Origin of the sequence: Pseudomonas phoenicis (assembly GCF_047302395.1) — a bacterium.
In the GTDB taxonomy this organism is placed as follows: domain Bacteria; phylum Pseudomonadota; class Gammaproteobacteria; order Pseudomonadales; family Pseudomonadaceae; genus Aquipseudomonas.
This window is the reverse complement of the sequence record NZ_CP154852.1, coordinates 2697063-2710808: the sequence shown is the minus strand read 5'-3', so window position 1 is coordinate 2710808 and position 13746 is coordinate 2697063. Positions and strand designations below refer to the sequence as shown.

Here is a 13746-nt window from a genome sequence, read left to right as displayed (position 1 = left end):
AAGCCGAAAGCCCGCAATTACGCGGGCTTCAGGGTATGTTTTGCTAGATCGTGCCGGGCAGTGCCGGACGCGGGATCATTCCCACTCAATCGTCGCAGGCGGCTTGCTCGACACGTCGTACGTCACCCGCGAAATCCCCTCGATCTCGTTGATGATGCGCCCGCTCACCGTTTCCAGCAGCTCGTACGGCAAATGCGCCCAACGCGCCGTCATGAAGTCGATCGTCTCCACCGCGCGCAACGCCACGACCCACGCATAACGCCGGCCATCGCCCACCACGCCCACCGATTTCACCGGCTGGAACACCACGAACGCCTGGCTGGTCTTGTGGTACCAGTCGGCCTTGCGCAGCTCTTCGATGAAGATGTGGTCGGCGCGGCGCAGGATGTCGGCGTATTCTTTCTTCACCTCACCGAGGATGCGCACGCCCAGGCCCGGGCCCGGGAACGGGTGGCGGTAGACCATGTCGTACGGCAGGCCCAGTTCCAGGCCGATCTTGCGCACTTCGTCCTTGAACAGTTCGCGCAGCGGCTCGACCAGTTTCAGGTTCATCTCTTCCGGCAGGCCGCCCACGTTGTGGTGCGACTTGATCACGTGGGCCTTGCCGCTCTTGGCGCCGGCCGATTCGATCACGTCGGGGTAGATGGTGCCCTGGGCGAGGAACTGGATGTTGTCCAGTTTGCTGGCTTCGGCGTCGAAGATGTCGATGAAGGTGCGGCCGATGATCTTGCGCTTCTTCTCCGGGTCCGCTTCGCCGGCCAGGTTGTCGAGGAACTGGGCCTCGGCGTCGGCGCGGATGACCTTGACGCCCATGTTCTCCTTGAACATGGCCATCACCTGGTCGCCTTCGTGCAGGCGCAGCAGACCGTTGTCGACGAACACGCAGGTCAGCTGGTCGCCGATGGCGCGGTGCAGGAGCGCGGCGACCACCGAGGAGTCGACGCCGCCGGACAGGCCCAGCAGCACGTTGGCCGAGCCGACTTGCTCACGCACCTGGGCGATGGCGTCTTCGACGATGTTGGACGGGGTCCACAGGGCTTCGCAGCCGCAGATGTCCTGGATGAAGCGCGAGAGGATGCGACCGCCTTGCTTGGTGTGGGTCACTTCCGGGTGGAACTGCACGCCGTAGTAGCCGCGGGCGTCGTCGAACATACCGGCGATCGGACAGCTCGGGGTGCTGGCCAGGACGTGGAAGTCGCCAGGCATCGAGGTGACCTTGTCGCCGTGGCTCATCCACACGTCCAGGCCCAGTACGCCGTCGGCGTCGATGTGGTCTTCGATGCCGTCGAGCAGGCGGCTCTTGCCGACGACGTCGACGCGGGCGTAGCCGAATTCACGCAGCTCGGAACCGGTGACCTTGCCGCCCAGCTGCTCGGCCATGGTCTGCATGCCGTAGCAGATGCCCAGCAGCGGCACACCCAGGTCGAACACGGCTTGCGGCGCACGTGGGCTGTTAGCTTCGTGCACCGACTCGGGGCCGCCGGCGAGAATGATGCCGCGCGGGTTGAAGGCGCGGATCGCTTCGTCGTCCATGTCGAACGGGTGCAGTTCGCAATACACGCCGATCTCGCGCACGCGGCGGGCGATCAGTTGGGTGTACTGGGAACCGAAGTCCAGGATCAGGATGCGGTGGGCGTGGATATCGAGGGCCATGACTCAATCTCGTCAGTGGAAATCGGAAACGAAGCGGGGCTGTTCATGACAGCCCCGCTCGAGGATGAGGGTGAAACCTCAACCTACGCGGTAGTTCGGGGCTTCTTTGGTGATCTGTACGTCGTGCACGTGGGACTCGGCCATGCCGGCACCGGTGATGCGCACGAACTCGGGCTTGGTGCGCATCTCGTCGATGGTGGCGCTGCCGGTGTAGCCCATCGAGGAACGCAGGCCGCCCATCAGCTGGTGGATGATCGCGGCCAGGGCGCCTTTGTAGGGAACGCGGCCTTCGATGCCTTCCGGCACCAGCTTCTCGGCACCGGCCGAGGAGTCCTGGAAGTAGCGGTCCGAAGAACCCTGCGACTGTGCCATCGCGCCCAGCGAACCCATGCCGCGGTAGGCCTTGTAGGAACGGCCTTGGAACAGTTCGACTTCGCCTGGCGCCTCTTCGGTGCCGGCGAACATCGAGCCCATCATCACGCACGACGCACCGGCGACGATGGCCTTGGACAGGTCGCCGGAGAAGCGGATGCCGCCGTCGGCGATCAGCGGTACGCCGGTGCCTTCGAGGGCTGCGGCGACGTTGGCGATGGCGCTGATCTGCGGCACGCCGACGCCTGCGACGATACGGGTGGTGCAGATCGAGCCTGGGCCGATACCGACCTTGACCGCATCGGCGCCGGCTTCGGCCAGGGCCTTGGCGGCCGCGCCGGTGGCGATGTTACCGCCGATCACCTGGACCTGCGGGTAGGTCTGCTTGACCCAGCGCACGCGCTCGATCACGCCCTTGGAGTGGCCGTGGGCGGTATCGACCACCACCACGTCGACGCCAGCAGCGACCAGTGCGGCGACGCGGTCGGGGGTGTCCTTGCCGGTGCCGACGGCAGCGCCGACGCGCAGGCGGCCTTGGTCGTCCTTGCTGGCCAGCGGGTAGGCCTTGGCCTTCTCGATGTCCTTGACGGTCATCATGCCCTTGAGGCTGAAGGCGTCGTCGACGATCAGGACTTTTTCCAGGCGGTGCTTGTGCAGCAGCTCGCGCACTTCGTTCTTGTCGGCGCCTTCGCGGACGGTGACCAGACGCTCTTTGGGCGTCATCACGTCGCGTACGCGGGCTTCCAGACGGGTTTCGAAGCGCACGTCACGGGAGGTGACGATGCCGACCAGGTCGCCGTTCTCCAGCACCGGAACGCCGGAGATGTTGTTCATGCGGGTCAGTTCGAAGAGGTCGCGCACGGTGGCGTCGGCCTCGATGGTGATCGGGTCCTTGACCACGCCAGCCTCGAACTTCTTGACCTTGCGCACTTCGCTGGCCTGCTGCTCGATGGTCATGTTCTTGTGCACGATACCGATGCCACCTTCCTGCGCCATGGCGATGGCCAGACGGGCTTCGGTGACGGTGTCCATGGCGGCGGAAACGAGGGGGATGTTCAGCTCGATGCCACGAGTCAAACGGGTCTTGAGACTGACTTCATTGGGCAGTACCTCGGAGTAGCCAGGTACAAGGAGGATATCGTCGAAAGTCAGGGCTTCTTGGCTGATACGCAGCATCGCGGGGGCTCCCGGGCGGGAAAAATGGAAGCGCGCCATCATACGCCTGCTGGGGCGCCAGCTCAACGCCGAGCTGCGGGTAAGCGTCGAGCGGCACGCTTTGGTGCCCCATGCGCCACGCGTGTTCGGCATTCGGGACCTGGGCCAAGGCCGCCGTCGCTGAACGCACGGCGCGCAACCGCCCTTAGCGCTGCACGGCCACCACCGCGACCGGCTGATCCAGCCAATCGGCCATTTGCTCGATGAACGCAGGTGTGAACCCCGCCTCGCCCCAGTTGTTGAAGATGAAGCCGAGGTTGGAGAAGGCGCAGGGTTGCAGGAACAGAAAACCGTTGATGTCGTCTTCGTGCCCGCACAAGGGGCAGGTGAAGTTGTCGGTCAGCCCCGGCATCCACTCTTCCAGGCTGTCGAACAAAGGCTCGCCGACTTCCCGTCGGCATTCCGGGCAACCGGCTTCTTCGAGAAAACCATCGGTCGGTGTGTAGATGCAGCGTTTCAAGACCACTTCCACACCGTTGACCTGTTCGCCCAGCGGCACGCGTTGCGGGTGCAGGGCGATCTTGCGCGCGCCCTCGGCCAGGGCATGGCCCATGCGGTTGCCGGTGCTGCCACAGGTGCTGAGCGCAGCCTCCACCACCCGCTCGCGCACCAGCCAGCGCAGGATCGCCCGGGAACGGGCCTCGTGGGCGATGACGCTGGACATTTTCGGGACGATGATGCGCTGGGAATTCATGGCGGGCCTGCGGACTGCGAGGAAGCGGGCCATTCTACCCCCTGCGCCATGGTGCAGATAGCCAGCCCTGCCCGCCCCCGCCACGGGCCGCTTTTGCCATCGTCGCGACCCACGACACGGCGCGCCGGCTTCCTCTATAGTGTCGCCCCATGATCAAAGACCCTTTCGAACGGCTCGGCCTGGATCGCGAAGTCCTCACCGTCAGCCAACTCAACGGCCGCGCCCGCGTGCTGCTGGAAGACGTTTTCCGCAGCGTGTGGGTGGAAGGCGAAATCTCCAACCTGGCCCGCCCGGCGTCCGGGCACCTGTACTTCACCCTCAAGGACAGCGGTGCGCAGGTACGTTGCGCACTGTTCCGGCAGAACGCCACGCGGGTGCGTCAAGCCCTGCGGGACGGCTTGGCGGTGCGTGTGCGCGGGCGGGTGTCGTTGTTCGAAGGGCGCGGCGACTACCAACTGATCCTCGACACCGTGGAAGCGGCGGGCGACGGCGCCTTGCGCCTGGCCTTCGAAGCCTTGAAGGAAAAGCTCGACGGCGAAGGCCTGTTCAGCGCCGAGCGCAAGCGCCCTTTGCCGCCGCACCCGCAGCGCATCGGCATCGTCACCTCGCCCACCGGCGCGGTGATCCGCGACATCATCAGTGTGTTCGGCCGGCGCGCGCCGCAGGTCGAGTTGAATCTGATCCCCACGCCCGTACAGGGCCGCGAGGCGATCATGCAGATCGTCCGCGCCTTGCAACTGGCCGACCGGCAAGGCTTCGACGCGCTGATCCTGGCCCGTGGCGGCGGCTCGCTGGAAGACCTCTGGTGCTTCAACGAAGAGGCCGTGGCGCGCGCCGTCGCGGCCTGCGTGACGCCCATCGTCAGCGCCGTGGGCCATGAAACCGACGTGTCGATCAGCGATTTCGTCGCCGACGTGCGCGCGCCCACGCCGTCTGCCGCCGCCGAGCTGCTGGCACCGGACAGCAGCGGCTTGCAGCAGCGCGTCGAGAGCCTGCATCGGCGCCTGTTGATGCGCATGCGCAACCGCCTGGCGCACGACCGCCTGCGCGTCGAAAGCCAGAGCCGTCGTCTGCGCCACCCCGGCGACCGGCTACGCCAGCAGGCGCAGCGCCTCGACGATCTGGACATGCGCCTGCGCCGCGCCTTCGCGTTGGGCATGAACCAGCGCCAGCAGCGCCTGGGCAGGCTCGACATGCGCCTGACCGCGCAGCATCCGGGGCGCGCCCTCAAGCTGCTCGAACAACGTCTAAACAGCCTGGCCGAGCGTCTGCCCAAAGCCATGCGCGACGTACTCAAAGACCGCCGCCAGCGCTTCCAGGCCCAGGTGCAGACCTTGCAGCTGGTCAGCCCACTGGCGACCCTGGCGCGCGGCTACAGCATCCTGCTCGACGAACATGGCCACGCGGTACGCAGCGCTGCGCAGACCCACAACGGTCAGCGCCTCACCGCCCGCCTCAACGAAGGCGAGCTGAAAGTGCGCGTCGAAGACAACCACCAGACCCCGGTCACCCTCTCGCTATTGGACTGACACATGCCCCGCTCGCTCGCCCCGCTGCTCGCCCTGTGCCTGGCCCTGCTCGCCCCGCTCGCCCAGGCCAGCTACATCACCCGCACCCTCGACAAACCCGTGCCCGGTGGCGTCGCCGTGGTCGACCTGGGGCCGAGCGCCCAGGCGCCCAGCGCCCGTTTCGACGGCAAGCCGGTGCTGGTGGTCAAGGAACAGGACAACTGGTTGGCCATCGTCGGCCTGCCGCTGACGCAAAAGCCCGGCACCGCGACGCTGACCCAGGGCAACCGCAGCCTGCCCTTCACCGTCGGTAGCAAGGCATACCCGGAGCAACGCATCACCTTGAAGAACACCCGCCAGGTCAACCCGAACCCGGCCGACCTCAAGCGCATCGACCGCGAGCTGGCCGAGCAGATCAAGGCCTACCGCAGTTTCAGCCCGAACCTGCCGAGCAACCTGGTGCTCGACAAACCGGTCAACGGCCCGCTGTCGAGCAAGTTCGGCGTGCGCCGCTTCTTCAACGGCGAAGAGCGCAACCCCCATGCGGGCCTGGACTTCGCGGTGCCGGCCGGCACACCGATCAAGACGCCGGCCAACGGCAAGGTGATCCTGGTCGGCGACTATTTCTTCAATGGCCGCACGGTGTTCGTCGACCACGGCCAGGGCTTCATCAGCATGTTCTGCCACATGTCGAAGATCGACGTGAAACCGGGGCAGGACCTGCGCCGTGGCGAGGTGGTCGGGCGCGTGGGGTCGACGGGCCGTGCGACGGGGCCGCACATGCACTGGAACGTCAGCTTGAACGACGCGCGGGTGGACCCGGCGATCTTCATTGGGGCGTTTCAGCCCTGAGCGTGAGGCGAGGAGCGGCCGTCAGATTCGAGTCCGAGGGCGATGGGTGGAGAATCTGAATGACGGCTGCGGCTTCTGTTCAGCCGATGTGATGGGGTGACTGGATTGGGGCCGCGTTGCGGCCCATCGCGACTGAAGTCGCTCCTACATGGGTGTTGCGCAATGAGAAATGGTTGCGCAATAAAACAAAGATAAGAACATCGAATAAGCTACTGAATCTCGCATAAAGCCATTTACAGAGCATTTATTCCATTTTTTTCGCAACGCTTGCCAACCTTCATCGCACTGGTTAGGGTTCAAGCCATGAAAACCGCCAATACCCTCCTTCTGCTTCGCCAACACCGCAGCCTTTGCCTGGTCAGCGCACGACTATCCAGGTAATCGCGTCGCCTCGCCCGTTTACCTCGTTTTCTGCCGGCAGGCCCGATCAGGCCGCACACTCAAGGATTGCTTCGATGACCATGCTCAAAGACCCGTCGCACAAGTACCGCGCGTTCCCGACCATCGATCTGCCCGACCGCACCTGGCCTTCCAAGACCATCACTGCGGCGCCGATCTGGTGCAGCTCCGACCTGCGCGACGGTAACCAATCGCTGATCGAGCCGATGGACGCCGAGAAGAAGCTGCGGTTCTGGAAGACCCTGGTGCAAGTGGGCGTGAAGGAAATCGAAGCCTCCTTCCCCGCCGCCTCGCAGACCGATTTCGATTTCGTGCGCAGCCTGATCGAAGACGGCCACATCCCTGACGACACCACCATCCAGGTGCTTACCCAAGGTCGCGAAGACCTCATCGCGCGGACCTTCGAGTCGTTGCGCGGGGCCAAGAAGGCCATTGTCCACCTGTACAACGCCACTTGCCCGTCCTTCCGCCGCATCGTCTTCAACACCGACAAGGACGGCGTGAAGAAGATCGCCGTCGATGCCGCCAAGCTGTTCGTCAAGTACGCCGCCCAGCAGCCGGAAACCGAGTGGACGTTCCAGTACTCGCCGGAAACCTTCAGCGCCACGGAGCTCGAGTTCGCCAAGGAAGTCTGTGACGCGGTGATCGAGGTGTGGAACCCGACGCCCGAGCACAAGATCATCCTCAACCTGCCGGCCACCGTCGAGGTGGCCACGCCCAACGTCTACGCCGACCAGATCGAGTGGTTCTGCCGCCACATCAACCGTCGCGACAGCGTGATCATCAGCCTGCACACCCACAACGACCGCGGCACCGGCATCGCCGCCACCGAGCTGGGCCTGATGGCCGGCGCCGACCGCGCCGAAGGGTGCCTGTTCGGCAACGGCGAGCGCACCGGCAACGTCGACCTGGTGACCCTGGCGCTGAACCTCTACACCCAGGGCATCGACCCGCAGCTGGACTTCTCCGACATCGATGGCGTGCGCAAGGTGGTCGAGGAATGCAACCAGTTGCCGGTGCATCCGCGCCATCCGTATGTGGGTGACTTGGTGCACACCGCCTTCTCCGGCTCGCACCAGGACGCCATCCGCAAAGGCATGAGCAAGCAGCAGGACGGCGAATTGTGGGAAGTGCCGTACCTGCCGATCGATCCGGCCGACATCGGCCGCAGCTACGAGGCGGTGATCCGCGTCAACAGCCAGTCGGGCAAAGGCGGCATCACTTACCTGCTCGAGCAGGAATACGGCATCAGCCTGCCGCGCCGCATGCAGATCGAGTTCAGCCAGGTGGTCCAGGGCGAAACCGACCGCTTGGGCCTGGAAATGACCGGCAAGCAAATCTACAGCTTGCTGCAGAAGGAATACCTGCAAGCCAACACGCCTTACGCACTGGTCAGCCATCGCCTGCGCGAAGAGAACGGCCACAGTGCCGTGGAAGTGGACGTCGCCGGCGAAGGCGAAACCACCCTGAAGTGGTCCGGCAAGGGCAACGGCGCTCTGGAGGCGCTGGTCGCCGGCCTGCCGATGGCGGTCGAGATCATGGACTACAACGAGCACGCCATCGGCGCGGGCACCAATGCCAAGGCCGCTGCCTACATCGAGCTGCGTGTGGCGGGTGGGCGTCCGGTGCACGGCGTGGGCATCGATGAAAACATCACCACGGCCAGCTTCAAGGCGCTGTTCAGCGCATTGAACCGTTCGTTGAGCCAGCAGCAGGTAAAAGCGGCTTGATCGCGATGTAGCTGCGCCGCCACCGAAAGCCCGCATCCCTGGATGCGGGCTTTTTCAATTCAGACCTAAGTGCGGCTATAGACAATGCAGCGTGCATTCCCGGCTTGCCGCACCGCTGAGCCAGCAGCAGCTCAAGGCGGCCCGATCGCGACTGTCGCTGCGTCGCCATCGGATAGTCCGCATTAAGGGGTGCTGGCCGTTCGATCCGCGCCTGGCGCCAAAGCACGGATCTAGCAGCACGCAACGATACCGACAATTCACACGAACCGGCGCCTTCGTCTGCCGCCAAGCCATGAACATGGCGCAAAAAAAGGGCGCCGACCAAGCGCCCACAAGCCGTCAAAGCAAACGTCGAATCAGTCGTGTTCCAACAAGGCCATCGCCTCGGCGCTACTCGCCTCGATGCGCGCCCAATCGCCGTTCTTGATCCAGCTGCTATCGAGCATCCAAGTGCCGCCTACGCACATCACATTGGGCAACGCCATGTAACTGCGTGCGTTGCCTTGGTTGACTCCGCCCGTGGGGCAGAAACGGATGTCGCCGAACGGCCCGGCGAAGGCCTTGATGGCAGCGGCACCCCCGCTGATCTCGGCGGGAAACAGCTTGAAGCGGCGGTAACCCAGGGCGTAGCCAGTCATGATTTCCGAGGCTGTGCTGATGCCGGGCAGCAGCGCAATGTCACCCTCCACGCCCGCTTGCAGCAGTTCGGGCGTGATGCCGGGGCTGACCACGAACTGCGCGCCAGCCGCAGCCACGGCTTCGAACATGCGCCGATCAAGCACTGTGCCGGCGCCTACGCACAACTCCGGGCGCTGCTCGCGCAGCACCTCAATGGCCTTGATGCCGTGAGCCGAGCGCAAGGTCACTTCGAGGGTGCGGATGCCACCGGCCGCCAGCGCGTCGGCCAGCGGCAGGATGTCCTGTTCGCGGGCGATGGTGATCACCGGCAGGATGCGCGCCTGGGCGCAGATCGCGTCGATGCGCGCGGTCTTCTCGCTCATGCTCAGCAGCGGTTGAGGGCGTTCGAGGGTGGTCATGTCGGCTGATCCTTGGCTCATGGACACCAGTAGATGTCCAAGGGGTCTTGAAGAAATGCGTGGATGGGCATGCGCTGCTCGTCGCTGTCCAGCGCGGCGCGCAAGGCGGCGAGCTTGCCCTGGCCTTGAATGGACAAGGCGGTGAAGTCGGCGCTGGCCAGCAGTGCGCGAGTCAGGCTCAGGCGCTGATGCGGCACGCTCGGCGCCAGCATCGGCAGGCAGCGGCGCGCGCTTTCGCGGGCCAGGCCTTCGGCCAGATTGGGGCTGCCAGGGAACAGCGAAGCGGTGTGCCCATCGTCACCCATGCCCAGCACCAGCACATCGATCGGCGGCAGCTCGGCCAGAGCGGCATCGGCCAGTTCGGCCGCGCTGTCGAGGTCGGCGGCCGGCTGGTACAGGCCAATGAACGTCGCCTGGGCGGCTGCGCCTTGCAGCAGATGCTTGGCAAGCAAGTTGGCGTTGCTGTCGTCGTGCTCGACCGGTACCCAGCGCTCGTCGGCCAGGCTGACGGTGACCTTCGACCAGTCCAACGGCTGCTGCGCCAGTCGCTCGAGAAACGGCACCGGGCTACGCCCCCCGGAAAGCACCACGCAGGCGCGGCCATTGCGCTCGATGGCGCGGTCCAGTCGTGCGGCCACATCAGTGGCCAGGTTCTGCGCCAAGGCTGTCGAATCGGCAAGCGTGTGCGTGTTCACGTTGCTCGGCAGTTGCAAGTCAGATATCGCCATACCATGCCCTCCCATCTCGGGTGATCAATGCGATCGAGCTCATCGGCCCCCAGGAACCCGCGGCATAGGGTTTGGGCGCATCGCCGCTGCGTTGCCAGCCGGCGATCAACTGGTCGCACCACGACCAGGCGTGCTCGATCTCGTCCTTGCGCACGAACAGGTTCTGGTTGCCGCGCATCACCTCCAGCAGGAGGCGTTCGTAGGCATCCGGAATCCGCGCGCTGCGCCAGGTTTCGGAAAAATTCAGTTGCAGCGGGCCGCTGCGCAGGTGCATGCCCTTGTCCAAGCCCTGCTCTTTGGTCATCACGCGCAGGGAAATGCCTTCGTCCGGTTGCAGGCGGATGACGAGCTTGTTGCCGATCTCCAGGCGCTGCTCGGGCGCGAAGATGTAATGCGGGGTTTCCTTGAAGTGGATGACGATCTGCGACAGCTTCTGCGGCATGCGCTTGCCGGTGCGCAGATAGAACGGCACGCCCGACCAGCGCCAGTTGCGGATGTCGGCGCGCAGGGCGACGAAGGTTTCAGTGTCGCTGTGGGCGTTGCAGTTGTCTTCCTCCAGATACCCCGGCACCGGCTGCCCGTCGCTGTAGCCGGCGATGTACTGGCCGCGCACCACGCGGGTGGCGAGGTTCTCGCCGGTGATCGGCGCCAGCGCCTTGAGCACTTTCACCTTTTCGTCGCGGATGCTGTCGGCCGACAGGTCGCTGGGCGGGTCCATGGCGATCAGGCAAAGCAGCTGCAACAAGTGGTTCTGGATCATGTCGCGCAGTTGCCCGGCCTTGTCGAAGTAGCCCCAGCGCCCTTCGATGCCGACCTTCTCGGCCACGGTGATTTCCACGTGGGAGATGGAGTTCTGATTCCACTGGGTTTCGAACAGGCTGTTGGCGAAGCGCAAGGCGATGAGGTTCTGCACCGTTTCCTTGCCCAGGTAATGGTCGATGCGGTACACGCGGTTCTCCGGGAAGAACCGTGCCACCGCATCATTGACCCGACGCGAGGATTCCAGGTCGTGGCCGATGGGTTTTTCCAGCACCACCCGGGTGCGCTCGGCCAGGCCGGCCTTGTCGAGGTTCTCGCAGATCGCGCCGTAGACCGCCGCGGCGGTGGCGAAATAGGCGATCAACGGCCCTTCGGCCGGTACTTGTTCGGCCAGGGCGGTGTAGCCCTCGGCTTGCAGAAAATCGAGGTGTTGGTAGCTGAGGCGCTGGAGGAAGCGCGCCAGCGCTTCGGGCTCCAGGTCGGCCGCCGGCACATGGCGGCGCAGGTGGGTCTCGATGCTGTGCAGGTGCGCCTCGGCGCTACCCGCCTCGCGAGCCAGGGCCAGCAAGCGGGTATCGGCATGCAGCAGCTGAGCACGATCGAGTTGGTACAACGCAGGGAACAGCTTGCGCAGGGCCAGGTCGCCCAAGGCTCCAAACACCGCAAGGGTGCAGGGTTCAACACTGATTAGCGCCATGAATGTGGTTCTTTTATAGAGTTAGGGTAGGAATACCGGTTTCAAACCTGATTTTCAACACTCAATGTAGTAAATCTAACAACATATGGCAGTTTCCCCTTAGACAAGTGGTGCGTTCAGGCGGCCGCCAGTAGGATAGACGCCAGCGAAAAAGCCGAGTGCCACGGCTAATGCTGGTCAGTTGAGCAACCAAGGCCGATTAGCGGCCCATCGCGGCGCTCCGATTAGCCGCGATGGGCTGCAAAGCAGCCCCAATCGACACTATTTACCGCTCAACTGACCGGCATTGAGCGCCTCGACCGCCTTACCGACTCAAGGACACCCCCATGGACCGCGTGCGAAACCTTCTGGAACAGATCCAGGGCCGCCTCGACGACCTCAACAAGGCTGAACGCAAAGTCGCCGAAGTGATTTTGCTCAACCCGCAACAGGCCACCCGGTTCAGCATCGCGGCACTGGCCCAGGCAGCCAAGGTCAGCGAACCGACCGTCAACCGTTTCTGCCGCTCGTTCGACGTCAGCGGCTACCCCGAACTCAAGCTGCAACTGGCGCAGAGCCTGGCCAGCGGCGCTGCCTACGTCAGCCGCGCGGTGGAGCCGGACGACGACCCGGCCGCCTACACCCAGAAGATCTTCGGCAGTGCCATCGCATCGTTGGACAGCGCCTGCCAGCACATCGACCCACAGCAGATCAGCCGCGCCGTCGACATGATGATCCAGGCCCGGCAGATCCACTTCTGCGGCCTCGGCGCCTCGGCCCCGGTGGCGGTGGATGCGCAGCACAAATTCTTCCGCTTCAACCTGGCGGTGTCGGCCCATGCCGATGTGCTGATGCAACGCATGCTGGCTTCGGTGGCCCACACCGGCGACCTGTTCGTGATGATTTCCTACACCGGACGCACCCGCGAGCTGGTCGAGGTAGCACGCACGGCGCGGGAAAACGGCGCCTCGGTGCTGGCCCTGACCGCCGCCGGCTCGCCGCTGTCCGAGGCGTGCAGCCTGAGCCTGCACATCCCCTTGCCGGAAGACACCGACATCTACATGCCGATGACCTCGCGCATCATCCAGCTCACCGTGCTCGACGTGCTGGCCACGGGCATGACCCTGCGCCGCGGCGTGGATTTCCAGCCGCACCTGCGAAAGATCAAGGAAAGCCTGAACGCCAGCCGCTACCCCATCGAAGACGACCCGCTCAGCTGAGGCGATGGGCCTGCAAGCGCAGGTGCGCCTGCTCGCCAGGCGCCAGGCTGAGACCTTCCTTGCAGCCGCTGGCGGCCTCGACGCAGACGAAGCCGCGCGCCTCGCGCCCGGTCACGCCCACCAGCGGTCGGCTACCCGGATGCCAGACCACAGTGTCGTCGCCGTCGCTGGTGTCGATGCATAACGCGCGCGCCCAGGCGGTGTCCTGCACCTGCAGGGCGGCCATACCGGGGTACACCCGCTCGCAACTGCCCCGCACCTTGAACGCGCTGCTCTGACGGCATGCGCTACGGTTCATGCGGTCGTAGCCCTCGACGTTTTCCAACCCAGACAGCGCTATCTTCGACACGTGACTGATACGCCAATAGGCCAGCAGTGCGTGGCTCAACTGGCAGGTTTCGCTGTCCTGGTGCTCGGTGGTCAGCTTCAGCTCCATGGTGCTGGACAGCCGCGCCTGGAGTTCGACCTGCCAGTCGCACAATTGCAGACGCCACGTCAGACTGACACCGTCGGCATTCTCTTCGCTGTCCAGCAGTTGCCAGTCGATCAGGCGCGCCCAGCCATGGGTCGGCCACAGGTCTTCGCTGGGGTGGCGGCCGTACCAGGGCCAGCACACCGGCACCCCACCGCGGATCGCGCCCACGTGCGGCCATTTCGCGGCGCACCACAGCCAAGGCAATTCGCCGCTGGGTTGGAAGTGCAACAGTTGTGCGCCCTGGCGGCTGAACACGGCCTGGCAGCGCGGGTGATCGATGACCAGCACATCGCGCTGCTGATGACGCGCCCACTCGAAGGTCGGCCTGGGCCGCTCGGGGCTGAAAAGGCAGTGGAGCGGATGTTCGGGCATGGGTTTGAAGCTCTTGTTGTCTTTAGGGGCGCTACCGTCACGGACCGGGTTCGACC

Annotated in this window: 11 protein-coding genes; 4 read left to right on the top strand and 7 right to left on the bottom strand. The window is 64.8% G+C overall.

The annotated features are described in order from the left end of the window. Positions 1 to 75: 75 nt before the first annotated feature. The 3 genes from guaA to AA0Z93_RS12160 form a co-directional block, all read right to left on the bottom strand. Positions 76 to 1653 carry a glutamine-hydrolyzing GMP synthase gene (guaA, locus tag AA0Z93_RS12170; RefSeq protein WP_413048706.1) on the bottom strand — a complete coding sequence of 526 codons (1578 nt, stop codon included), beginning with the start codon at positions 1651 to 1653 and terminating at the stop codon, positions 76 to 78. Between the two features lie 78 nt (positions 1654 to 1731). Further along, entirely contained in the window at positions 1732 to 3201 is a 1470-nt protein-coding gene (guaB, locus tag AA0Z93_RS12165; protein ID WP_413048707.1) for an IMP dehydrogenase, read from the bottom strand. A 184-nt stretch (positions 3202 to 3385) separates the two neighbouring features. Further along, a complete protein-coding gene (locus AA0Z93_RS12160) occupies positions 3386 to 3934 on the bottom strand; it encodes a sugar ABC transporter ATPase (RefSeq protein ID WP_413048708.1) in 549 nt (182 codons plus the stop codon). A 149-nt stretch (positions 3935 to 4083) separates the two neighbouring features. Here AA0Z93_RS12160 and xseA point away from each other — a divergent pair, with 149 nt between their 5' ends. The 3 genes from xseA (at position 4084) to leuA (ending at position 8423) form a co-directional block, all read left to right on the top strand. Next, positions 4084 to 5463, top strand: coding sequence for an exodeoxyribonuclease VII large subunit (xseA, locus tag AA0Z93_RS12155; protein WP_413048709.1), 1380 nt, complete (start codon positions 4084 to 4086; stop codon positions 5461 to 5463). A 3-nt stretch (positions 5464 to 5466) separates the two neighbouring features. Continuing rightward, positions 5467 to 6294 (top strand): peptidoglycan DD-metalloendopeptidase family protein, encoded by an 828-nt coding sequence (locus AA0Z93_RS12150; RefSeq protein ID WP_413048710.1) that lies wholly within the window; start codon positions 5467 to 5469, stop codon positions 6292 to 6294. Between the two features lie 455 nt (positions 6295 to 6749). Further along, the gene (leuA, locus tag AA0Z93_RS12145) at positions 6750 to 8423 is read left to right on the top strand and encodes a 2-isopropylmalate synthase (protein ID WP_413048711.1); all 1674 of its coding nucleotides are present in this window, start codon (positions 6750 to 6752) and stop codon (positions 8421 to 8423) included. 356 nt (positions 8424 to 8779) lie between these two features. On the opposite strand, the gene AA0Z93_RS12140 is transcribed toward leuA, so the two are convergent. Genes AA0Z93_RS12140 through zwf form a run of 3 tightly spaced genes read right to left on the bottom strand, consistent with a single transcriptional unit; the run spans position 8780 to position 11644 of the window. After that, positions 8780 to 9460 carry a bifunctional 4-hydroxy-2-oxoglutarate aldolase/2-dehydro-3-deoxy-phosphogluconate aldolase gene (locus AA0Z93_RS12140; protein ID WP_413048712.1) on the bottom strand — a complete coding sequence of 227 codons (681 nt, stop codon included), beginning with the start codon at positions 9458 to 9460 and terminating at the stop codon, positions 8780 to 8782. Positions 9461 to 9477: 17 nt separating this feature from the next. Further along, positions 9478 to 10188 carry a 6-phosphogluconolactonase gene (gene pgl, locus AA0Z93_RS12135; RefSeq protein ID WP_413048713.1) on the bottom strand — a complete coding sequence of 237 codons (711 nt, stop codon included), beginning with the start codon at positions 10186 to 10188 and terminating at the stop codon, positions 9478 to 9480. Next, the gene (gene zwf, locus AA0Z93_RS12130; protein ID WP_413048714.1) at positions 10175 to 11644 is read right to left on the bottom strand and encodes a glucose-6-phosphate dehydrogenase; all 1470 of its coding nucleotides are present in this window, start codon (positions 11642 to 11644) and stop codon (positions 10175 to 10177) included. Before zwf ends, pgl begins: the two co-directional genes overlap by 14 nt. A 335-nt stretch (positions 11645 to 11979) precedes the next feature. On the opposite strand from zwf, the gene hexR reads away from it, so the two are divergent. After that, entirely contained in the window at positions 11980 to 12843 is an 864-nt protein-coding gene (gene hexR / locus AA0Z93_RS12125) for a DNA-binding transcriptional regulator HexR (RefSeq protein WP_413049019.1), read from the top strand. On the opposite strand, the gene AA0Z93_RS12120 is transcribed toward hexR, so the two are convergent. Beyond that, positions 12836 to 13690 carry a D-hexose-6-phosphate mutarotase gene (locus tag AA0Z93_RS12120; protein ID WP_413048715.1) on the bottom strand — a complete coding sequence of 285 codons (855 nt, stop codon included), beginning with the start codon at positions 13688 to 13690 and terminating at the stop codon, positions 12836 to 12838. The genes hexR and AA0Z93_RS12120 overlap by 8 nt on opposite strands. Positions 13691 to 13746 lie beyond the last annotated feature (56 nt).

Bases quoted from the DNA above. Each gene is read 5' to 3' on its own strand.
- zwf (WP_413048714.1), bottom strand. From the start codon at position 11,644: ATGGCGCTAATCAGTGTTGAACCCTGCACCCTTGCGGTGTTTGGAGCC.
- AA0Z93_RS12120 (WP_413048715.1), bottom strand. From the start codon at position 13,690: ATGCCCGAACATCCGCTCCACTGCCTTTTCAGCCCCGAGCGGCCCAGG.
- guaB (WP_413048707.1), bottom strand. From the start codon at position 3,201: ATGCTGCGTATCAGCCAAGAAGCCCTGACTTTCGACGATATCCTCCTT.
- AA0Z93_RS12150 (WP_413048710.1), top strand. From the start codon at position 5,467: ATGCCCCGCTCGCTCGCCCCGCTGCTCGCCCTGTGCCTGGCCCTGCTC.
- leuA (WP_413048711.1), top strand. From the start codon at position 6,750: ATGACCATGCTCAAAGACCCGTCGCACAAGTACCGCGCGTTCCCGACC.
- AA0Z93_RS12160 (WP_413048708.1), bottom strand. From the start codon at position 3,934: ATGAATTCCCAGCGCATCATCGTCCCGAAAATGTCCAGCGTCATCGCC.
- pgl (WP_413048713.1), bottom strand. From the start codon at position 10,188: ATGGCGATATCTGACTTGCAACTGCCGAGCAACGTGAACACGCACACG.
- xseA (WP_413048709.1), top strand. From the start codon at position 4,084: ATGATCAAAGACCCTTTCGAACGGCTCGGCCTGGATCGCGAAGTCCTC.
- guaA (WP_413048706.1), bottom strand. From the start codon at position 1,653: ATGGCCCTCGATATCCACGCCCACCGCATCCTGATCCTGGACTTCGGT.
- AA0Z93_RS12140 (WP_413048712.1), bottom strand. From the start codon at position 9,460: ATGACCACCCTCGAACGCCCTCAACCGCTGCTGAGCATGAGCGAGAAG.